Below are 19,813 nucleotides of genomic sequence, written 5' to 3'. Positions count from 1 at the left end.
CTGGTTTTCCCGATCCCCGTCTCACGACCGTTGCGCCAAACTGCTCCTTGCCCTCGTACGCTCCGACGCCTCGCGACTGACGGTCGGCTTATGCCGCCGCAGCCGGAGCCCGGTAACTTTCACCCTTGATCATCAACGCCCAGGCGACGCGCGCCATCTTGTTGGCCAGCGCGACACGGACGAGCATCGACGGCTTGCGCGACAGCATTCCTGCCAGCCAGGTGCCCGGTCGAGCTGCCTGATGGACACTCCGTTTGATGATGACGCTGTTGGCCCCGATGATCAGGAGGCGGCGCAGGGATCGCTCGCCCATCTTCGTCGTTGCCCCAAGGCGTTGCTTGCCGCCCGTTGAGTGTTGTCGCGGCACGAGGCCGAGCCAGGCCGCGAAATCGCGGCCGCGACGGAACGTCTCCGGTGGTGGGGCCAGCACCGCGATGGCTGTGGCGATCAGGGGACCGATGCCGGGGATCGTCATCAACCTTTGCGCGACTTCATTCTCTTTAGCGCGATGGGTGATTTCGGCGTTCAGCTTCTCGATCTGCGCGTCGAGGCCGACGAGCGCGTCGACAAGCACCCGGAATGTCGCAACAGCCTGAGCAGGCAGGCCGCTGTCCGGATCATCCACAATGGCAATCAGGCGGGAGATATTTGCAGCGCCTTTGGGCACCACCTTGCCGAACTCTGTCAAATGGCCGCGCAAGGCGTTAATCGCCTGGGTGCGCTGCCGGATCATCAACTCCCTGACCCGGAACACCGAGGCAGCTCCCTGTACCTCTTCGCTCTTCACCGGCACGAAGCGCATCGATGGGCGTTGCGCCGCCTCGCAGATCGCCTCGGCGTCCGCCGCATCATTTTTCTGCCGCTTCACAAAAGGCTTCACATACGCCGGCGGGATCAGGCGAACCTCATGGCCCAGAAGGGCAATCTTCCGCCCCCAGAAATGCGAGCCTCCGCAAGCCTCCATCGCGACCGTGCACGGCGGAAGCGTACTGAAGAACGGCAGCAACTGATCCCGGCTCAGCTTCTTGCGCAGGATCGCATGACCCGCTCCATCAGCCCCGTGGACTTGGAACACTCTCTTCGCCAGATCGAGTCCGATCGTAACAATCTCCGACATCACCGCACTCCTCCATCAGTTGAAGACCCCCGTTTCCACTTTAATGCCGTCGGGGGGCGGTTACATCATCAAAGCCTTCCCGCTTGCGGGAGGGGGCAGGGGGCGGGCTCGCGCTCACCGCCGCCGCAACCATCGTTGGAGATACGCACTTCGATCCGGCTCGCTTGCCCAAGCCGGGCGCCCACTCCCCAGCCCCCTCCCGCTTGCGGGAGGGGGAGCCAAGAAGGAAACTTCCTATGACCAAGGTTCTCGTGCTCTATTACTCGTCCTACGGCCATATCGAGCAGATGGCGGATGCCGTCGCCGAGGGCGCACGTGCCGGTGGGGCCGAGGTGGACATCCGCCGCGTCGCCGAGACTGCACCGCAGTCCGTGGTCGAGGCCGCGCACTTCAAGACCGACAGCGCGCATCCCGAGATCGAAGGCCCCGCCGCGCTCGAGCAGTATGACGCGATCATCGTCGGTGCGCCGACCCGGTTCGGGCGGATGCCTGCGCAGATGTCGCAGTTCTGGGATACGACGGGTGGCCAGTGGTTCTCCGGCGCGCTGATCGGCAAGGTCGGTGGTGCCTTCACCTCGACCGCGAGCCAGCATGGCGGTCAGGAGACCACGCTGTTCTCGATCATCACCAACCTGCTGCATCACGGGCTGACGATCGTCGGGCTCGACTATGGCTTCCAGGCGCAGATGGGCGTCGACAAGGTCAAGGGCGGATCGCCCTACGGCGCGACGACGATCTCGGACGGCGACGGCAGCCGTATGCCGCATACCGAGGAACTCGATGCCGCGCGCTACCAGGGTAAACGCATCGCCGAGACGGCAGCCAAGCTGAGCGCATAACCGGCGTGGCTTCGGTGGTTCGGGAGACGAAACTTACCCTGTGGTAAGCGCGTTTCCCCATCACCGGAGCATTTCGCTTCGCGTGCACCAGCTATGCGAGGATATGATCATGGGCTTGTTTTCCAAGGACATCGCGACGTTCGAAGACCTGTTTCTGCACCAGTTGCAGGACGTCTATTATGCCGAGCACCAGATCACCAAGGCGCTGCCCAAGATGACCGACAAGGCGACCGCGCCGGGCCTCAAGGCCGGGTTCGAGACGCATCTTCGTGAAACCGAAGGCCAGATCGTCCGCCTGGAGCGGATCTTCGAACTGTTGGGCGAGAAGGCCAAGGCCGTCACCTGCCCGGCGATCGACGGCATCATCAAGGAAGCCAATGAGGTCGCAGGCGAGATCGGCGACAAGGCGGTTCTGGACGCGGCGCTGATCGCGTCGGCACAGGCGGTCGAGCATTATGAGATCACGCGCTACGGTACGCTGATCGCGTGGGCGAACCAGCTGGGTCGCAGCGAGATCGCGGCGATCCTGAAGGAAACGCTCGACGAGGAATATGCGACCGACGACAAGCTGACCGCGATGGCGACGTCGAAGGTCAATCCGAAGGCCGAGGCGGTTACCGCCTGAGCCCTTCGCGACCGAGTAAAAGCAACGGGCCGGCGATCTTGCGATCGCCGGCCCGTTTTTCGTTCAGGCCTTCTTACGAGCGCGCTTGGGGCTCGCGGCGGCGGCAACGTCCTCTTCCTCGTCCGGCGCATCCTCACCGGCTTCGGTCAGCGCTTCGCCGAGCGCCTTCAGCTTGTCCTGCGACTTGTCCGCCTTGTCCGCGATCTTGGTAGTTGCGGCGCCGAGGCGGTGGAGCAGCGCATGGACGCGGTCGGCGTCGGGCGTATCCTTCTCGAGCTGCTTGCGCAGTGCGCCGAGGTCGCGAAGAATGCCCTTGGCGCCGGAGATTTCGGTATCGGCCAGCGCGGCTTCCCAATCCTCGACCATGTCGGCACCCTTGGTGGGCTTGGTCGCGTCGAGTCCGCGATTGATCGCGTTCATCGTTCCTGCAAATTTAACGGCCATGTGATCTCTCTCCGCATGCCTTTGTGGCAACCGTCAACGCGACGTGGCGGCGGAAATGTCCTCGCGATCGTATCGACCTCGATCAGTATCTGGGCGTGAGTTAACGCAGGATATCGGCCGCTTGCGCGTGCCGGATGACGGACGCGAGCGCGGCATCCGGCACGCGCTCCGCAAGGACCGGCGAACAGGCGAGCAGGCCGTTGGGGCAGTAGCGGTCGTCGTCCCAGCCGGGGTGATCGAGGATGGGGTAAAGGCACAGGCCCTCGACCGGCACGCCGAGCGATTGCGCGATCTCTACCTCGCGCAGGACCATGCGGAGCCAGGCTGGCCGGGCACTGCCTTCGATCCCGGTTTCGGCGATGAAGATCGGGCGGCCGTAGCGCGCATAGGCGTCGGCGAGGATCGCGTGGAGCGGGCGGCTCAGGGGGTGATCGTACGACAAGGGCGGGCCGCCGTGAATCCACTGGTTATTGTGGTAGAAATTGACGCCGACGATATCGAGCAGGCCGGGACGACCACCGATCTGCGGCCAGGCTTTCCCCGCGATCATGTCCCACGCCTGGTATTGCGCGAGGCGGTGGCCTTCGGCGGCGGGGGCGTCGTTGGGGCGGGCGGGGTCGGTGATGACGTTGATGACCGGGTCGGCATGGACGAACCGCGCAGCGGGGTCGACCGCGAGGATCGCCTCCATCGCGGCGATCGAGGCGCGCGCGAGTTGCACCTTCAGTTCATAGCCGCGGCCACGCGCGAACGGGTTGAGATAGGCTGCATCGCCGCCGCCCCAGGCAAAGAACGAGATCTCGTTGACGGGGGCGTAGAAGCGCGTCTCCCCCGCGGCGGCCGGGCCGATATGGCGAGCGGCGGCGGCGGCGAAGGCGGCGAACCGGGCGACGAACGCGGGCGTCCATATGTCGATGTCGTCGGGCCAGCCATAATGGAGCAGGTCCCAGATGACTTCGGTGCCGATCGCCTTGGCGGCGTCGCGCTGGCGGTCGAGGCTGGACCAGTCGTAGAGGCCGGACTCGCGTTCGATCAGATGCCAGCGCAGGCCGTCGCGGACCGTCAGGATGCCGAGCTTGGCGAGTTCGGCATAGTCGTGCGCAGCCAGCGTGTCGTGATGGCTGGCGGTGATGACGTCGACGCGCTTGCGGTCGTGCGCGCGGCGGTGAGTGGAGGATTCGAAGCCGCCCTGGAGGACGCTGCGGAAGAGGCCGGTCGCGCGGGGAAGAGGCGGTCGGTCGGCCACGACGTCGGCGAACAGGGCTTCCCAGCGGGGGACAACGGCGGCGACGGCATACTCGCTATCGACTTTTGCGCGGAGGGCGGTGCCGAGGCGAGTTCGACGTGCAGGCTCTTCGATGAGTTTGGTGATCGCGGCGGCAACCGAAGGCGGATCTTCGTGCGGCACGAACAGACCGCTGACCCCATCGACGATCTGTTGTTCGGAACCGTTGTCTCGCGTTGCTATGACGGGGAGGCACGCAGCGCCGGCTTCGGCGATGACGTGCGGCATGCCTTCGCCGCGGGAGAGCCAGGCGAAGACGTCGAGCGCGGCGAGCAGGTCGGGCACGTCGTCGCGGTCGCCGAGGAAGGTCAGCGCGGTGTCCAGGCCGAGCGCGCGCACGCGGTTGCGGAGTGCGACGGCGTATTCGGGGATGAACGCGTCCGGTCCGCCGATGACGACGAAGCGGGCGCGGGGGTGGCGGGCGTGGACCAGCGCGGCGGCGTCGATGAAATCCTCGACGCGTTTCTTCGGGTCGAGCCGGCCCAGCCAGCCGACCAGCGGCACGTCGTCGGCGATGCCGAGCGCCGCTCGCACGGGCGCGCGTCGGGCGGGGTCGAAGGCGCGCGTGTCGACCATCGACGGGATCTCGATCGCGTGGTGTTCGCGACCGGGCATGCGGCCGGCGGCGGCGTCGCGGATCGAGGCGCAGACGCCGACATAGCGCGCGGTGAAATGCTTGGGCCCGGCGAGTGCTTCGGAGACGAGGCCGCCATGCTCGATCAGCGGCGGGCGAAGGTGCATGCGTTCGAGCGCGGGGTAGATGTCCGCGACGTTCTGGCACGAGACGACGACGTCGTACGCGGGCAGCTTGCTGGCGAGGTAGGCGACGGTCTCGTCGAAGCCGAGCGCATAGGGGGTGCGGTCGACGGGCACGCCGATCGCTTCCAATTGCGCGTGCGTCTGCTCGGGCATGCCATGCTTGCGGAAGCAGGCGATGACCTCGATCCGGTAGCGGGTGGGATCGAGCGCCTGGGCGAGCAACCGCACCTCCGTCTCCTCGCCGCCGACGACGAGCCAGGCGAAGACGAACAGGATGCGGATCGGTCGGGCGTCGGCGGTAAAAGCGGTGCTCAATCGCCGACCTTGAAGACGATCTGGAGGAATTCGGGCCGCTCGCCGACCAGCCGCGCAATGAAGGCGGGCGCGTCGTCATAGGGCACGACATGCGTGATGAGCTGCGCGCGGATTTCGGAGCCGCGGGCGAGGAGGAGCTTCACCGTCTCGTTGGCGAGGCGACGGCGGTCCCATTGGAAGCCGAGCCCGCGGGGTACGCGGTTGATCTGGGCGCAGCGTAAGTTGAGGCCGTTGTGGTGGAACTCCTCGCCGAGCCGCAAACGGTCCGCGCCGCCCTGGTAGAAAGCGAGGTCGATCACCGTGCCTTGCGGCCTCAGCGCGCGCATCGCGGCGTGCAGGCTGGCGGCGTCGGCGCGGGTCTGGAACACGACGTCCGCGCCGCGATCGTCGCCGCCGTGGAGCCAGCGCGCCTTGGCGTAGGCCCAGGCCTGGTCCTCGGTCATCGCGGTGATGCCGAGGCATTCGGCGCGCAGGCGGCGGAAGGGCGAGGGGTCGGCGATCACGACTTCGCTTGCGCCGGCTGCCTGGGCGAACAGCGCGGTCAGCATGCCGACGATGCCGGCGCCGATCACCAGCGCGGGGCGGCCGCGGATGCCGTCGCCGAGGTTGACGACATTGGGTCCGAGCAGTTCCACATCGGCGTGCAGGATGCCGTTGGCGGCGATCGGTCCCATCTGGCCGATATAGATGCCGAGGATCGGGTCGAGCTCGGGCGGAAGCTTGGTCAGCAGGTCGTTGAACGGGTCCGCGGTGTGGCCGGTCTTGTGCCCGAACACCGTGCCGACGACATCGCCGTTGGCGAAATCATCGACCCGGCTGTCGCTGACTCGTGCGCATTCCATGTAGCCGAGGAACGGCACCGGATAGTGCGCGCTCGGCTCGCCGGGGACGAACACACCGCGGCCTGCATCCCAGCGCGAATGGAGATACGGGTTGCTGTTCTTGACGAAGGTGAGTTCGGTGCCTGCGGAAAACCCGGTGTATAGCAGATCGAGCCGGACCTGGCCGTCCCCCGGAGGCGCTTCGTCATAGCCGAAGAAATAGGCCTGGCCGGGCCGTTCGACGCCGAGCGAGCGGACGTGGCGCCACTCAGACATGCGCCACCTCCCGCTCGCGGACGTCGATCGCGCGGCCTTCGGCGGCGGAGCGTTCGATCGCGAGCGCCAGGCGGAGCGTTTCGAGCGCGGCGGGATAGGGACAGCGGATCCGGTTCTCGCCGCCGCGGACCGCGTCGATGAAGTCGCGATCCTCCAGCACGACTGGATCGCTGCCGGTGCCGCGGACCGGACGGCCGCGGCCGATGTCGATCATGACGTCACGGTCGGTCAGTTCGATCGCGAGCCCTTCGCCGAACAGGTGCAGGCCGATGCGGTGGTTCCAGTTGAGCAGGCAGGTGGACGCGAAATTGGCGATCGCGCCGCTGGCGAAGGTGAGCATTGCGGTGCTGGTGGTGGCGACGTCGAGGCCTGGGAAGGCGGCGCGGTCGACATGGCCCGACTGGCCATAGACGCGGACGACGTCGCCGACGAGATAGCGCGCGAGATCGACGAGATGCGTCGTCTGTTCGAGCATCTGGCCACCCGATGCGTCCTTCTTCCACCACCAGCGCGGCGGCGGCGTGGAGTCGAGCCAATAGCCGGACAGGAGGCGGGCGGGCGTCGCGGAGAGCAGCGCCTTCACCTCGTCCACCGTATCGAGATAGCGCCAGTGATAGCCGACTGCGGTGACGAGGCCGAGCCGGTCGACGGCTGCCGCGACGTCTTCCGCAGTGCCGAGGTCGAGCGCAACGGGCTTCTCGACGAAGAACGGGAGCTTGTGCTCGATCGCGAGGCGTTCGGGTTCGCCGTGCGCGAAGGGGGGCACGCAGATGTAGAGAGCGTCGAGCTCGACGGCGGCCAGCATTGCAGCCGCATCGTCGAACGCGCGGGCGCCGAAGCGGGCTGCGGCCTCGGTCGCGCGCGCCATGTCGACGTCGGCGACCGCGACGATCGCGACGTCGTCGAACTGCTCCAGCACGCCGAAATGGCGATTGGCGATGCCGCCTGCGCCGATGAACCCGATCCGTGTCCGCTCCACGCCGTCTCCCTTTGTGTGTTGGTCTTGAACGGCGGCGTAGACCGCGCGCGTGTCGGCGATCATGCGATCGGCCGAGAAAAGATCTTGCTGGCGTTCGATCGCGGCGCTCGCCATCGATTTCAGGCTCTCGCGGTCGGCCAGCAGCGTGACGACCGCGTCGGCGAAACTGGCCGGATCGGCGGCGGTCAGGCGACCGGTGACGCCGTCCTCGATCGCTTCGGCATTGCCCGGTGCGACGGTGGCGACCACGGGGAGACCGGCGGCCATGGCTTCGAGCGCGACCAGCGGCAGGCCTTCGAACGCGGACGGCAGGACGAGCAGGTCGGCAAGCGTCATCAGGTCGGCGACGTCGCTGCGGGTGCCGAGCATGCGGACGATGCCGGCCAGGCCTTTTGCGGCGATCGCGCGCGCGGTCCGGGTGAGCAGCGGGCCTTCGCCGGCGAGCAGGACGATCACGTCCGGGTGCGCGGCGCGGATCGCGGGCAGCGCGTCGAGCAGGAGCGCGTGGCCCTTTTGCTCGGCGAACCGCGCGACCATCAGCAGGACGGGGGCATCGCCGACGCCCCATTCGCCGCGCAGCACTTCGCGTGACCGCGAGGGTCTGTGCGCGCCGACGCCGTTGTGGATCGTCGCGACCAGAGCGGGATCGACGCCGGCCGCGCGGTGGCTGTCGCCGACCGCGTCCGACACGCAGATCAGGCGCGCGAGCGCGGCCGAGGTCTCGCGATGCTCGTCGCGCTGCGCGGTATCGGTGAGGAGATAGGGGAGGTGTTCGGTGCGGATCACCGGCACGCCGGCCGCGTGTGCGGCGCGGACCGCGGCATGGCCTTCCCAGCCGATGCCGGCATGGACGTGGACGATGTCGGGCGCCGCGCGACCGAGCCAGCGCGCGAGGTCCGCATCGTCGTCGAGCGCCTTGACCGCATAGCCTTTCGCCGCGGCATATTCGAGGAGGCCGGTGCCGGCACGCGCGGCGACGACGATCTCGTCAGCGTCGAGCCCCTCGGCGAGCGTCATCATGTGTGCGCCGACGCCGGACGGGGCGCGGCTGTCGGTCAACAGGCAGATGCGGGTCATTCGGCGGCCAATACGGGGGTTTCGAGAACGGCGGCCTTCGCGACCATGCGGCGATAGGTGGCGAGCGCCTGCCCCACGACCTGGTCCATATTGTAATAGCGATAGGTCGCGAGACGGCCGACGAAGGTCACGCCTTCCTCCGCATCGGCGAGTGCCTCGTAGCGTTTGAACAGCGCCTGGTTCTCGGGGCGGGGGATCGGGTAATAGGGATCGCCCTCCGCGCTCGGGAATTCGTAGCTGATGCTGGTCTTGGCGTGCAGTTGCCCGGTCAGATGCTTGTATTCGGTGATGCGCGTCTGCGGCACGGTCTCGTCGGGATAGTTGACGACCGCGACAGGCTGGAACTCAGCGACATCGTGCGTCTCGTGGCGGAACTGGAGGCTGCGATAGGGCAGCTTGCCGAAGCGGAAATCGAAATACTCGTCGATCGGGCCGGTGAAGACGATGTGGTCGACATCGACGCGGTCGATCACGTCGCGATATTCGACGCCGAGGTCGAGCGTGATGCCGGGGTGATCGAGCATTGCCTCGAACATCCGGGTGTAGCCGTTGGCCGGCATCGCCTGGAATGTGTCGGTGAAATAGCGGTCGTCGGTCGAGGTGCGCGTCGGCACGCGTGCGGTCACGGCGCGGTCGAGTTCGGACGGGTCGAGGCCCCATTGTTTCCGCGTGTAGCCGCGGAAGAACGTCTCGTAGAGATCGCGGCCGACCGCGGCGACGACGACGTCCTCGGACGTGCGGATGTCCTCGACCGATTCCGCGCGGCTGGCGAGGAAGGCTGCGGCTTCCGCGTCGTTCTCGAGCGACAGGCCGTAGAGTTCGTTGAGCGTGGTGCGGTTGATCGGCATTGGGACGAGCTTGTCGTCGACGCTGGCGAGCACGCGGTGTTCGTACGGGTGCCATTTGGTGAAGCGCGAGAGATAGTCGAACACGTCGGCGGAATTGGTGTGGAAGATGTGCGGGCCGTAGCGGTGGATCAGCACGCCGGCCGCGTCATGTTCGTCATACGCGTTGCCGCCGATGTGCGGGCGGCGGTCGACGACCAGCACGCGCTGGCCACTGTCGTTCGCGAGCCGTTCGGCGAGGACCGCGCCGGCAAACCCTGCACCGACGATGAGCGTGTCGTAGCGTTCGCGTTTCGGGGCGGGAGCGTATTTCTTACCGCTCAAGATGCGGTCGATCTCGGTGGCCATGGCGGTTTGCGTGCGGTCCCAGGATTGCGTGGCGAGCAGGCGGTCGGCGTCGTCGCGCCATGCACCGTCGCGGGGAAGGGCCAGGGCAGCTTCGCAGGCGGCGACGAACGCGGTCGCGTCGGCGGCGATCGCCACCGCCGCTGCGTCGCCGTAATGGCGGATGACGTCGACGATCGGCGTCGAGACGACGGGCAGGCCACCGGCGAGATATTCGGGGGTCTTGGTGGGGCTGATGAAGCGCGTCGCGGCGTTGATCGCGAACGGCATCAGCGCGACGTCCCAGCCGGACAGATAGGCGGGGAGTTCGCCGTAACCGCGCCCGCCGAGCCAGTGGATGTTGGCGCGGCGCGGCAAATGCGCGGAGTCGATCTTCACGACCGGGCCGATCATCACGAACGACCAGTCGGGCCGCCGGGCGGCGACCGCGTCGAGCAGGGCCAGATCGATGCGTTCGTCGATGACGCCGAAGAATCCGAGCTTCGGGCCGGAGATTTGACGCTGGTCTTCGGGTTCAATGGTGCCGGTACGGGCTTGGGCGAAATGCGCGACGTCGACGGCCGAGGGGAAGGCATGGACGTCGCGGTGGCGGCCGCGCTTGGCTTCGTAGAGGCTGTAGCCGCCGGTGAAGACGAGGTCGGCGCGGGCCAGCAGCCGCGCTTCGCGGTCGAGCAGCGCGGGGTCGGCGAAGCGGAATGCGGACAGCTCGTCCATGCAGTCGTAGATCACGGCGGCGGCATCGAGATGCTCGGCGAACGGGAGCATCATCGGCGTGTAGAACCAGAGCAAGGGCTTCGCGCGAATGCTCGTGGCGACCAGCATGTTGAGCAAGTGCCGCAAGCCCGTTTCGACCTGCTCGGCATTCCACCAATGGGGCAGGCGCGGGCGCAGCGCGATGACGTTGTCGGCGGGGAAGGGGTGGTGTTCGAGGAACGGCAACGGATGGTCGCACGGGATGTGCTCTTCCCAGACGAATACGCTCTGGTTCTGCGCGAACCGCGTCATCAGATGCTGCGGGCGCTGGGTCACGAAATCCCAGCGGAGATGCGAGAAACAGATCAGCGGCGGCGGGGCGACTTCATCGATCGTGGCGAGGCTGGGGGTAGGTCCGATACCGTGCACGCTCTTCCAATCCGCGAATCCGCGGTCATCCGCGTTGTTGATCGAACCTAAGCCCACGCCTCAGACCTGACTATGCAAATGTAATTGCTTTGCATCATGTATTTCCTCGATAATCGCCCCCAAACGTCCAACGCTATGCTGCCACGTCCAGCGCGCCAGCACGGCGTCGCGAGGCCGGAATTCGGCGTAGATATCGCGCAGTGCAAGGATCGCATCGGCAAACCCGTTCGTCGAAGCGGTCATTCCCGTGTCCGGCATTATGAACTGCAAGCCGCAGCGCAGACCGGCGTTGGCGAGCACGGGCAGGCCGGCGAGCATGTATTCGGTGAGGATCGCCGGCGCGCCGTCGTCGATGCCGCACACGACGCCGAACTTCGCGCGGTTCATCAGGCGATTGACCGCGTCGATCGGCACGCCCGGAGGCCCGACGAACTCGATCGAGAGGTTTTGGTCGTGGGCGCGTTGCCGGAGTGCGTCGGCATCCTCGCCATAGCCGAATACGCAGAGCGCGCACACGTCGCGGGGCAACTGCGCGAGCGCGTCGAACAGGATGTCGTGGCGCTTATAGGGTTGCGCGGCGGCGACGTAGATCAGGTCGATATCCTTGGGCGTGCCGAGCGGCCGGAACTGGTCGATCGCCGCGAATTCGGGGCCAACCGGGAGGACCGCGGTGCGCATGCCGGGGTGGCGAGCCTCGACCTCGTCCGACTGCCACTGTGCGCCAGTCAGGACGAGATCGAAATGTTCGCTGACCTCCGGCGGCACGCGCAAGGCGGGGGCATCGATCGAATTGTAGAGGATGATGCTGTTCGCACACAGCGCTAGCAATTCGGGCGCGACGCCCAGGCCCAGTACGACGAGGATGTGCGGCGCGCCGAAAATCCGCACGAAGTCGAGCATCTCGGAGGAGGCGAACGGTGCATGGTCGTGATCGAGGCGGAACGCGCGACGCGCCAGCACCGGGCTGTCACGGCGGAATGGCGGATCGCCTTCGCCGCGCCAGTGATGCCAGATCTCGGCCTGCTCGACGATGCCGTCGGCGATCAGCGCGAGCGGAAGGCGTTCAAGATATCCGCCCGTGACGGGCTCGCGGTGACCGGCGGCGCCCGTCCAGGGGCAACTCGCGGGGTCGAGCGTGCGCCATGCCGATCCGTCCCGAGAGGGCGGCGCGGCGGAGGGATCCGCCGGGGGCCAGCCGTCGACCCAGTCGCTGATGACGACGACCGATCGCCGCTCGCTCAACGCCACCATGCCGGTACCCCCTGCATCGCTATCTCCCGCCTGATCCTGCACCCTGTCGTTGCAGGGCAAGCGCTTAACGGGCGAAATCGAGGAACGGGATCATGCCGCTTAAAATTAGTCCGGGCCCGTATTCGTAATCACGCTCGACCGGCGGCAGGGCTTGCGCCATGTTAGTGCAAAGACGTCGATGACTACGCGGGGATAGTTCGAGCAATGCTAATCTGGATGGCGGTGGTCGGCGCTTTGCTAGGCTATGTGCTGGGAAGCTTTTCGGAAGCCGCTATATTTTATGGCGGCATCATTGGCGTGGGCATCGGCTGGGTTTTGAAGCGGGCGATGCGCAGCGAAATCGGGCGCGAGACGGCGGTATTGAGTGCGGAACTCGCCCTGTTGCGGGCCCGCGTCGACGAACTGACGGACGCACCACGCTATCGCACGGACCGTGTTGCCGATGCGCCCGAGGTCCGCACGACGCCGGTATCGATCGCGCCGTTGGCGGCCGAACCGCCGGTCGCGGTGGTCGCACCCCGGGCCGTACCGGACCGTGAAGCAACGACCGATCTCGATACCGCGACGGGCGGCGCGACGGCAGCGGACCGCCGCTGGCGCTCGCCGCCGTCGGGCGACCGTGGATCTGCGTCTGTGACCGCCCCCGCCGAACCGCGCGAGCCGGGCTGGCTGGCAAGCGGCATTGCGGCCGCGCGCGGCTGGCTGTTCGGCGGCAACACGATCGTCCGGCTCGGGCTCGTCATCCTGTTCGTCGGGCTGTCGTTCCTTGCCAGCTATGCGGCGGCGGCGGGGCTGTTCCCGATCGAGTTCCGTCTCACGGTGGTCTGCCTGTTCGGTATCGCGCTGCTCGGAACCGGCTTCCGCACGCGGACCAAACGTCCGGATTTCGCGCTGGCACTGCAAGGTGGCGGTGTCGCGATCATCTATCTGACGCTATTCGGCGCGGCGCGCTTCTACGCGCTCGTACCGCTGTCCGCGGCGTTCGTGCTAATGATCGCGGTCTGCGCGCTCGGCTGTGCGCTGGCGCTGTTGCAGCGATCGCAGGCGCTGGCGGTGACGGCGTTCGCGGGCGGGTTCGCGGTACCGCTGTTGCTGGGCGGGGACGGCGGCAACGCACTCGGCCTGTTCGGCTATGGCACGATCCTCAACCTCGCGATCCTGTTCATCGCCCGGGCATGGACCTGGCGCGTGCTGAACCTGGTCGGGTTCTTCGCGACGTTCGGGATCGCAAGCCTGTGGGGCGCGACCGCGTATCGGCCCGAGCATTTCCTGATCGCGCAGATATTCCTGATCGTCTCGGTGCTGATCTACGTCGTCACCGCGGTGCTGTACACGCGGGCGACGCCGGGCAAGTTCGGCAATGCGGTCGATACGACGCTGTTGTTCGGGCCGGCGCTCGCTGGGTTCGGGCTGGAAGTGGCGCTGATCGGCGACCGGCCGTTCGGTGCTGCGTTCGCGGCATTGGGCTTTGCGGCCTTGTATCTCGGTGTCTCTCTGGTGGCCCGCAGCCGGCAGCAAAGGGGGCAGCAGGACGGGCTGCGCATGATGAACGAGGCGCTGCTGGCGATCGGCATCGGCTTCGTCACGATGGCGATCCCGCTTGCACTCGGCGCGCGCTGGACCTCGGCGGCATGGGCGCTGGAAGGCGCGGGCGCGTTTTGGGTCGGGATGCGGCAGGCGCGGTGGATGCCGCGCCTGTTCGGGCTGGTGCTGCAGGTCGTCGCGACCTTGTTGTATCTCGTCGCGCTTGACGACAACATCGCCGCACTGCCGTTCGCCAACCCGGCGTTCGTTGGTGCGATCCTGGTGGCGCTCGGCTGGTTCGCCACGGCGTGGTTCGCGCAGGGCTTGATCGCGCCGGGCGAGACGCGACTTGCACAGGCCTATGCGCGGGGCGAGGCGTTGATCGCGACGCCGGCGTTCCTGACCGGGTTCGCGGCGTGGTGGATCGGCTGGTCGATGGAGGCGACGCGCCTTCATCCCGCGGTCGAGCGATCATTGGCACCCGTGCCGGTGTTCTCCGCGACCGTGCAGATCCTGTTGGCGATGCTCGCGTATCTGGTCAGCGCGGCGGCGTTCCAGACGGTGGCGCGGCGCCGCGACTGGCCGGTCGCCGCGTGGCCGGCGCGCGTGAGCGTGGGCGCGTTGTGGATCGGCTTCCTCGTGCAGGCCGATCGGGGCGGCACCGTGCTGTCGTCGCCGGGCTGTTTCCTGTGGATCGTCGCGCTCGCCGTGCATGGCTGGATGCTGTTCCGTAGCGACCGCGACGACCGCTACGACGAGGGGCGCTACGACGAGGGGCGCAACGTCGCGACGCCGGGCACGCGATTGGTGGCGTCCGCAAGCCATGTCGCAGGCGTCTGGCTTGCCGTGGTCCTGCTTGCCGACATGTTGTGGTTCGGGATCGACCGCGCCGCGCTGTGGTCGACGGCGTGGGACGAGGTGACGTTCCTGGCGGGTGCAGCGGCAGTGCTTGCGGGCCTCACGCTGTGGGCGGGACCGGCGTTGCGCGGCGATCGGGCAATGGCGCGTTGGCCGCTCGATCGCCACGCGGTGGCCTATGCCTGGACGGCGGCGGTGCCGATCGCGCTGGGCATCTTCGGTGGCGCAGTCGCGATCGCGCTGTTTTCGTCGGGCGATACTGCGCCGTTGCCGTTCGTGCCGCTGCTCAATCCGGTCGACGTGATGGTCGCGCTGGCGGCGGGCGTGCTGCTGCTGTGGCGGCGGGCGGTGCTGGGCGCGGATACGGTACCGGCGGGCGCTGTGCTGTTGGCGAGCAGGCGCATCTGGCTGGCGATCGCCGCGCTTGGTTTCGTCGCGGCGAACGGCGCGTGGTTGCGGACGGCGCATCATTTGGCGGGGGTCGCGTGGGCGGCGGATACGCTGCTGGGCGATGCGCTGGTCGAGACGGGGATCGCGATCCTGTGGACGGTGATCGCGCTGACACTGATGGTCGTCGCGCACCGGCGTGCGACCCGCAGCCTCTGGCTGGCCGGAGCGAGCCTGTTGGGGGCGACCGTCGTCAAGCTGCTGGTCGTCGACCTGTACGCGACCGGCGGCGGTGCGCGGATCATCGCGTTTACCGCGGTCGGGATGCTGATGCTGCTGGTCGGATATCTGGCGCCGTTGCCACCGAAGGCCGGGGCGGACGACGGGCAACGCGGGGCGGTGGCATGAGCGGGTTTCGGTGGCGATTGGCCGCGCGGGCCGGCGCCGTTCTGCTGCTCGCGGCGGCGCCGGCGGGGTCGGATGGCGATCCGGAGGGCTATGCGTTGCGCTTTCCGCTGTCGGTGGAGGCGGGCGCGCGGTTGCAGCGGCTCGCGCTGCCGGCTGCGGTGCTGGCGGGATTGCAGACTCGCGACGGGCATGACGTGCGCGTGTTCGACGCAAAGGGTCGGGCGATGCCGATCGCACGCGCAGCGGCATCCGCGGTCGTCGGCCATGTGTCGCTCGATCCGATGCCGATCCTGGGCGGGCCCGATGCGCTGAAGGTGTCGGGCGTGTCGCTGAGGCTTGACGGGCGCGGTGCGGCGCAGGTTGTCGAAGTGCGCGGCGAACCGGTCACGGCGGGTGGCGCGCCGGTGCTGCTAGGCGTGCTGCTCGACGCGCGGCGGGTATCCGGGCGCGCGGACCGCGTCGTCGTCGCCGCAGACCTACCGGTGGGGCAGCCGGTCACGCTGGCGGTCGAAGCCAGTTCCGACCTGCGCGACTGGCGGCGGTTGGGCGAGGCGACGGTGTATCGGCGCGCGAACGACGCCGCTCGGTCGACGATCGTACCGCTCGACGGTGCGGCCGTCGCGCGCGAGTATCTGAGGATCACGTGGCGCGCGGAGTCCCGACTGCTTGCCCCGGTCGGTATCCGCAACGCCGTGCTCGACGTGCGACCGGACGGTACGGCGGCGTTCGAGACGGTCGAGGCTCAAGCGCCGGCGCCTGCGTCCGGCAATGCGCGCGTGATCGACTTCGCGGTACCGTTCGCGACGCCGATCGCGCGCCTGCGCGTGGTACCGACGCAGACGGACGGCGTCGTCCCGGTCCGTATCCTCGGACGCGACGACCGCGAGCAACCCTGGACGCTGCTCGGCCAAGGCGTGGCGAACAGCGATGGGGGGCGGGACATCATGTTGTCCGGCGCGTCGCCGCACGCGATCCGGATCGAAGCTGATGCTCGCAGCGCGGGGTTCACCGGCGCGCCCCGATTGCGGTTCGGCTTTGCGGACCGCAGCCTGCTTTTCCTGACGAGCGGCACGGCGCCGTTCACGGTGTCGGCCGGGCGGACTGGGGCTAAGGACGTGTTCCTTGCGCCGGACGACCTTAGGGATCGGCAGGGGGCGGCGGGTGATGCCCGTCTGCGCGCGGTTGCTACCGGATCGCTGAAACTGTCCCCGCTCGCCGAAGCGGGGGCACCGACGCGTACGATCATCCTGTGGGGTGTGTTGCTCGCCGCGACGGCGTTGCTGGCGGGTGTGGCCTGGATGCTCTGGCGGCAGCAGCGTGCGCAACCCCGAGACGCGGCGTGATGCCGGAGATCGGACGCGAGCGTGCGCATATGTCTGCGGCCAAGTCCGTCAGTCCGGTCGGCAACCTCCATCACTTGTTTCCCGTCGTAGAGCGCGTCGACGGGCGTTGGATGTGGGCAAACCTGTCTCTGCTATTCTAGCCGAGCCTCGTGCCGTTCGTAGTCCACTGGCTCGGCGAAAGGGCGTTCGAGGACGAGCGGCGTGGCGGAAGCCCCCCCCAAAAAGCGGGGGAGGACGTCGTGGTCATTTCTTGGTGCGCAGGCCCCACAGCATCGTGCCGATGAGCGCGATGCCGGCCGCGGTGCCGCCGACCGCGACCGCGGCCATGACCGGCGAGATGCTGCCGTCGGCGCGGTGAAGGTGCGGGCGCAGGTTCTTGAGCAGCGGCTTGCGGCCCGACAGTCCTTCGAACATCTCGCCCGGACCCTCGGGATCGAGGATCTTGTTGTCGGCCAGCCACTCGCGCACTGAATCGAGTTCGGGGACCTCGTACGGGCGGAGTGAACGGCCGTCGCCGCGCAGCCGTTCGATCGTCGCGATGATCGACCCGGTCTCCGCGATCATCGCTTCGATCGTCGCGGCGTCCGTGTCGAGATGTTCGGCGAGCAGGCCGTTGCGGATGCTGGCGATCGTGTCGCGCGCATCGGCGTTCCCCGCGCGTGCCGCATCGATGACGACGTCGCATTCGCTGTCGAGCCGCAGCGAACGGTTGTTGAAGTTGGACGATCCGACGCGGAGGACTTCGTCGTCGACCACCGTCACCTTCGCGTGGACATAAATCGGCTGCCCGCCCGCGGTGAACGGATGATACAGCCGCAGCCGGTTGTGCGGATCCTGGTCGCGCAACGCCTCGACCAGCCGCGCGCGTGCCGAATCCATCGCGATCGGTTCGAGCCAGCCTTCCGCCGTGGTCGGATGGACGATCACGAATTCGGGACCGTCGGGTTCGCGCAACCGCTTGCCGATCGCCTCGGCCACTTTGCGCGACGCGAAATACTGGCTCTCGGCGTAGAAGACGCGCTTCGTGCGGGCGATCAGGTCGACGTACAGCGCCTCGATGTCGTGGCGGGGCTCCTGCTCGGCCATTTCGGGAATCGTGAGCGCGATGCCGACTTCGACGTCGGTGAAATCGGCCTTCACATGATCGGGCCAGCAGTCGGCGCCATCGGTCACCGGATCCAGCGCGCCGCCGCCGGACACTTCCCAGCGGCCACGGCACATGTCGCCGAGCGCCAGGGCGACGGGACCCTGCAGGATCGTCGTCGCGTCGTGCCATGGACCATAAGGCGAGCCATCGGGTTCCACGCGGCGCGGTTCGTCGTCGGCGTGCGCGCGCGTATCCCAGCGATCGACGGTCATGTCGATTCCGCCGCAGAATGCGACGTCGTCGTCGATAACGACCACTTTCTGGTGATGCGAGCCGGCGGGGGGATGATGGCCGTCGAGGCGGAGGTGGACTTGCGGGTCCTTGATCCACTTGGCGATGCGCAACAGCGTCTGGCCGTGGAACAGCGTCTTGATCGCGCCGGTATCCCAGCGCAGGATATGGATGCTGAGCCCTGGCGTGCGGCGCGCGAGCCAGGTGACGAATTCGCCGACGCGCTCGGGACCGCCATCGTCGACGTCGCCGCCACCAAAGCGGATGCGCGCGTCGAAATCCCAGCCGACGAGCAGGATCTGCTTCCTGGCCTTCATCATCACCGCGCGGGCGGCTTTGAAATAATCGTCGGCATCGACGATGACGGTGGCCTGCCTCGCGGATTCGATCCGCCAGCAGTTGCGACCGGGCTCGAGCAGGGTTGCATCCGAAGTCATCGCGCTGCCATCGCAGGCTTGGCGCGATCAGCCAACCCACGGAGTCGCGTTTTACCGCCGGATGGACGAACGGCTGCGGGTATCATCACAGACTGTTCGTGACGTGCGGGCATCACGGCTACGTTACTCGGGGAGCACATGCTCGGCGGCGTCGAGCGCCTGCGCGAGCAAGGCCGCGACGAGATGATCGTCCTGGGCATCGGCAAGTTGCAACGCGCGGACGATGGCGATGCGAAGCGAACGACGATCCTGCTGCGACGTGGTCATCTCGGTACCCTTGGTATTTCTATCAGGCCCTTGCCGCTCGCCGTTACCGGGCCGGCAGCGACAATGGATCCTGTCTGACGAGCGAACGAACGGCCGTGCGGTGGCGCGGCGGCCGTGTTGGCCCACAGGATGTCCTGATCGGGATCGACGAGAATGACGCCTTCGTCCAACCCCGCGATGATCTGGCGCAGATGGCGCAGATCAGCGGAGTCGCGAAGCGACTTGAGGGGCGGCGCCACGGTCACGGGATCAGTCGCGCTGGCCGTGGACGAGCCAGGCCAGGCCGTAGCCGATCGCGGCGGCGCCGAGCGCCCAGAGGACGGGCGCGTCCTTGGCCGATGCCTGCGCGGTCGAGGCGGCGCGACGGGCGGCGTCGGCGGCACGGTCGCCGGCCTCGCGCGCTTCGCTGCCGATCTTGTCGGCGAGCTCGGGGGCGCCATCGACGGCATCCTCGATCGCCGACTTTGCGCGACCGTACAGGTTCTGCGCGCCGCCTGCGACCTGGTCGACGACGCCGTCGACCTGCCAGTCGCGGCTGTTCACGGTGTTGCCAACGGCCTTCTCGACCTTGCCGCCGACATAGCGGGCGCCGCCCTGGAATTCGTCCTTGTTCATGTCAGATCCTTGCGTTTGAAGTTCGGGGAGTTTTCGTTCGGGAAAGACGTCGCGTTACGGCAGCACGCCGCAGCCGGCTGCGGCCTTGCCGACTTCGAGCGCGATCTTCGGATCGCGAAGTTCGGAGGCGACGCGGATGAGGTCGGACGGGGTGAGCACCCCGGGGTTGGTGTCGCCCTGGCGATACGCCGCGGCAGCCTTACCGAGGCGCTGCAACTGGCCGAGCGAGAGGTTCGCCTGGAGCCGGCCGCCGACGCAATCGGAGCGCGACGGATCGAGCCCGTAACGCTGAAGCCGGGTCGAGATGCGCGTCGCGGGTGTGGCGCAACCGGCAATGGACGCCAGCAGGGCCAGGGCCCCGGCGGCGGTCAGGCGCATCATGTGAGCTGCTCCAGTATTTTGCCGTATGCGGGGTATCGCGACGGGACTGGACGCTTAAACCGAGTAGTAACTCCTTGGTTCCTGGTAGTTTTGTGCGTCGATACTAGCTGTAATG

General features: G+C 67.5%; 16 protein-coding genes. 4 read left to right on the top strand and 12 right to left on the bottom strand.

Features of this window, described 5'->3' with window-relative positions; all coding sequences use genetic code 11:
* Positions 1 to 88: 88 nt before the first annotated feature.
* Positions 89 to 1,117 (bottom strand): IS110 family transposase, encoded by a 1,029-nt coding sequence (locus HMP09_RS07805; RefSeq protein WP_176498987.1) that lies wholly within the window; start codon positions 1,115 to 1,117, stop codon positions 89 to 91.
* Positions 1,118 to 1,353: 236 nt separating this feature from the next.
* On the opposite strand from HMP09_RS07805, the gene wrbA reads away from it, so the two are divergent.
* Positions 1,354 to 1,956, top strand: a complete 603-nt coding sequence (wrbA, locus tag HMP09_RS07800) for an NAD(P)H:quinone oxidoreductase (protein WP_176499898.1) — start codon at positions 1,354 to 1,356, stop codon at positions 1,954 to 1,956.
* 109 nt (positions 1,957 to 2,065) lie between these two features.
* Complete coding sequence (locus HMP09_RS07795; protein WP_176499897.1) at positions 2,066 to 2,581, top strand: YciE/YciF ferroxidase family protein; 516 nt, start codon at positions 2,066 to 2,068, stop codon at positions 2,579 to 2,581.
* 63 nt (positions 2,582 to 2,644) lie between these two features.
* On the opposite strand, the gene HMP09_RS07790 is transcribed toward HMP09_RS07795, so the two are convergent.
* The 6 genes from HMP09_RS07790 to HMP09_RS07770 all read right to left on the bottom strand — a co-directional run bounded on the left by HMP09_RS07790 (position 2,645) and on the right by HMP09_RS07770 (position 12,100).
* Complete coding sequence (locus HMP09_RS07790; protein WP_232090771.1) at positions 2,645 to 3,025, bottom strand: hypothetical protein; 381 nt, start codon at positions 3,023 to 3,025, stop codon at positions 2,645 to 2,647.
* Positions 3,026 to 3,125: 100 nt separating this feature from the next.
* Complete coding sequence (locus tag HMP09_RS07785; protein WP_176499896.1) at positions 3,126 to 5,384, bottom strand: glycosyltransferase family 4 protein; 2,259 nt, start codon at positions 5,382 to 5,384, stop codon at positions 3,126 to 3,128.
* Positions 5,381 to 6,481 carry a zinc-dependent alcohol dehydrogenase gene (locus tag HMP09_RS18260; RefSeq protein ID WP_197942466.1) on the bottom strand — a complete coding sequence of 367 codons (1,101 nt, stop codon included), beginning with the start codon at positions 6,479 to 6,481 and terminating at the stop codon, positions 5,381 to 5,383. The genes HMP09_RS07785 and HMP09_RS18260 overlap by 4 nt, the downstream gene beginning before the upstream one ends.
* Complete coding sequence (locus HMP09_RS18255; protein ID WP_197942465.1) at positions 6,474 to 8,537, bottom strand: glycosyltransferase; 2,064 nt, start codon at positions 8,535 to 8,537, stop codon at positions 6,474 to 6,476. The genes HMP09_RS18260 and HMP09_RS18255 overlap by 8 nt, the downstream gene beginning before the upstream one ends.
* On the bottom strand, positions 8,534 to 10,732 hold the full coding sequence (glf, locus tag HMP09_RS07775) for a UDP-galactopyranose mutase (RefSeq protein WP_176501643.1): 2,199 nt from the start codon (positions 10,730 to 10,732) through the stop codon (positions 8,534 to 8,536). Before glf ends, HMP09_RS18255 begins: the two co-directional genes overlap by 4 nt.
* Before the next feature lie 177 nt (positions 10,733 to 10,909).
* Positions 10,910 to 12,100 carry a glycosyltransferase family 4 protein gene (locus HMP09_RS07770; RefSeq protein WP_176499895.1) on the bottom strand — a complete coding sequence of 397 codons (1,191 nt, stop codon included), beginning with the start codon at positions 12,098 to 12,100 and terminating at the stop codon, positions 10,910 to 10,912.
* 204 nt (positions 12,101 to 12,304) lie between these two features.
* Between HMP09_RS07770 and HMP09_RS07765 the strand changes: the two genes are divergently transcribed.
* Both HMP09_RS07765 and HMP09_RS07760 read left to right on the top strand, forming a co-directional pair.
* A complete protein-coding gene (locus HMP09_RS07765) occupies positions 12,305 to 15,277 on the top strand; it encodes a DUF2339 domain-containing protein (protein ID WP_176499894.1) in 2,973 nt (990 codons plus the stop codon).
* Positions 15,274 to 16,620, top strand: coding sequence for a DUF3999 family protein (locus HMP09_RS07760; protein WP_176499893.1), 1,347 nt, complete (start codon positions 15,274 to 15,276; stop codon positions 16,618 to 16,620). The genes HMP09_RS07765 and HMP09_RS07760 overlap by 4 nt, the downstream gene beginning before the upstream one ends.
* A gap of 243 nt (positions 16,621 to 16,863) precedes the next feature.
* Here HMP09_RS07760 and HMP09_RS07755 read toward each other — a convergent pair whose 3' ends face one another.
* The 5 genes from HMP09_RS07755 to HMP09_RS07735 form a co-directional block, all read right to left on the bottom strand.
* A complete protein-coding gene (locus tag HMP09_RS07755; protein WP_176499892.1) occupies positions 16,864 to 18,435 on the bottom strand; it encodes a phospholipase D-like domain-containing protein in 1,572 nt (523 codons plus the stop codon).
* Positions 18,436 to 18,558: 123 nt separating this feature from the next.
* Positions 18,559 to 18,702: a hypothetical protein gene (locus tag HMP09_RS07750; RefSeq protein ID WP_176499891.1), complete on the bottom strand. Its 144-nt coding sequence runs from the start codon at positions 18,700 to 18,702 to the stop codon at positions 18,559 to 18,561.
* Positions 18,699 to 18,941, bottom strand: a complete 243-nt coding sequence (locus tag HMP09_RS07745) for a PAS domain-containing protein (RefSeq protein WP_176498637.1) — start codon at positions 18,939 to 18,941, stop codon at positions 18,699 to 18,701. Before HMP09_RS07745 ends, HMP09_RS07750 begins: the two co-directional genes overlap by 4 nt.
* 10 nt (positions 18,942 to 18,951) lie before the next feature.
* Positions 18,952 to 19,317: a CsbD family protein gene (locus HMP09_RS07740; protein ID WP_176499890.1), complete on the bottom strand. Its 366-nt coding sequence runs from the start codon at positions 19,315 to 19,317 to the stop codon at positions 18,952 to 18,954.
* 54 nt (positions 19,318 to 19,371) lie between these two features.
* Positions 19,372 to 19,698: a hypothetical protein gene (locus tag HMP09_RS07735; RefSeq protein WP_176499889.1), complete on the bottom strand. Its 327-nt coding sequence runs from the start codon at positions 19,696 to 19,698 to the stop codon at positions 19,372 to 19,374.
* Positions 19,699 to 19,813 lie beyond the last annotated feature (115 nt).

It is taken from the genome of Sphingomonas sp. HMP9, from assembly GCF_013374115.1.
In the GTDB taxonomy this organism is placed as follows: domain Bacteria; phylum Pseudomonadota; class Alphaproteobacteria; order Sphingomonadales; family Sphingomonadaceae; genus Sphingomonas.
The sequence above is the reverse complement of the archived record's forward strand: the minus strand, read 5'-3'. Positions and strand labels throughout refer to the sequence as shown.

What these genes read in the sequence shown, in the direction of transcription:
- HMP09_RS07760 (WP_176499893.1), top strand. Translation starts at nt 15,274, where the DNA reads ATGAGCGGGTTTCGGTGGCGATTGGCCGCGCGGGCCGGCGCCGTTCTG.
- HMP09_RS07740 (WP_176499890.1), bottom strand. Translation starts at nt 19,317, where the DNA reads ATGAACAAGGACGAATTCCAGGGCGGCGCCCGCTATGTCGGCGGCAAG.
- HMP09_RS07735 (WP_176499889.1), bottom strand. Translation starts at nt 19,698, where the DNA reads ATGATGCGCCTGACCGCCGCCGGGGCCCTGGCCCTGCTGGCGTCCATT.
- HMP09_RS07795 (WP_176499897.1), top strand. Translation starts at nt 2,066, where the DNA reads ATGGGCTTGTTTTCCAAGGACATCGCGACGTTCGAAGACCTGTTTCTG.
- glf (WP_176501643.1), bottom strand. Translation starts at nt 10,732, where the DNA reads ATGACGCGGTTCGCGCAGAACCAGAGCGTATTCGTCTGGGAAGAGCAC.
- HMP09_RS18260 (WP_197942466.1), bottom strand. Translation starts at nt 6,481, where the DNA reads ATGTCTGAGTGGCGCCACGTCCGCTCGCTCGGCGTCGAACGGCCCGGC.
- HMP09_RS07765 (WP_176499894.1), top strand. Translation starts at nt 12,305, where the DNA reads ATGCTAATCTGGATGGCGGTGGTCGGCGCTTTGCTAGGCTATGTGCTG.
- wrbA (WP_176499898.1), top strand. Translation starts at nt 1,354, where the DNA reads ATGACCAAGGTTCTCGTGCTCTATTACTCGTCCTACGGCCATATCGAG.
- HMP09_RS07790 (WP_232090771.1), bottom strand. Translation starts at nt 3,025, where the DNA reads ATGGCCGTTAAATTTGCAGGAACGATGAACGCGATCAATCGCGGACTC.
- HMP09_RS07805 (WP_176498987.1), bottom strand. Translation starts at nt 1,117, where the DNA reads ATGTCGGAGATTGTTACGATCGGACTCGATCTGGCGAAGAGAGTGTTC.
- HMP09_RS18255 (WP_197942465.1), bottom strand. Translation starts at nt 8,537, where the DNA reads ATGACCCGCATCTGCCTGTTGACCGACAGCCGCGCCCCGTCCGGCGTC.
- HMP09_RS07750 (WP_176499891.1), bottom strand. Translation starts at nt 18,702, where the DNA reads ATGACCACGTCGCAGCAGGATCGTCGTTCGCTTCGCATCGCCATCGTC.
- HMP09_RS07755 (WP_176499892.1), bottom strand. Translation starts at nt 18,435, where the DNA reads ATGACTTCGGATGCAACCCTGCTCGAGCCCGGTCGCAACTGCTGGCGG.
- HMP09_RS07770 (WP_176499895.1), bottom strand. Translation starts at nt 12,100, where the DNA reads ATGGTGGCGTTGAGCGAGCGGCGATCGGTCGTCGTCATCAGCGACTGG.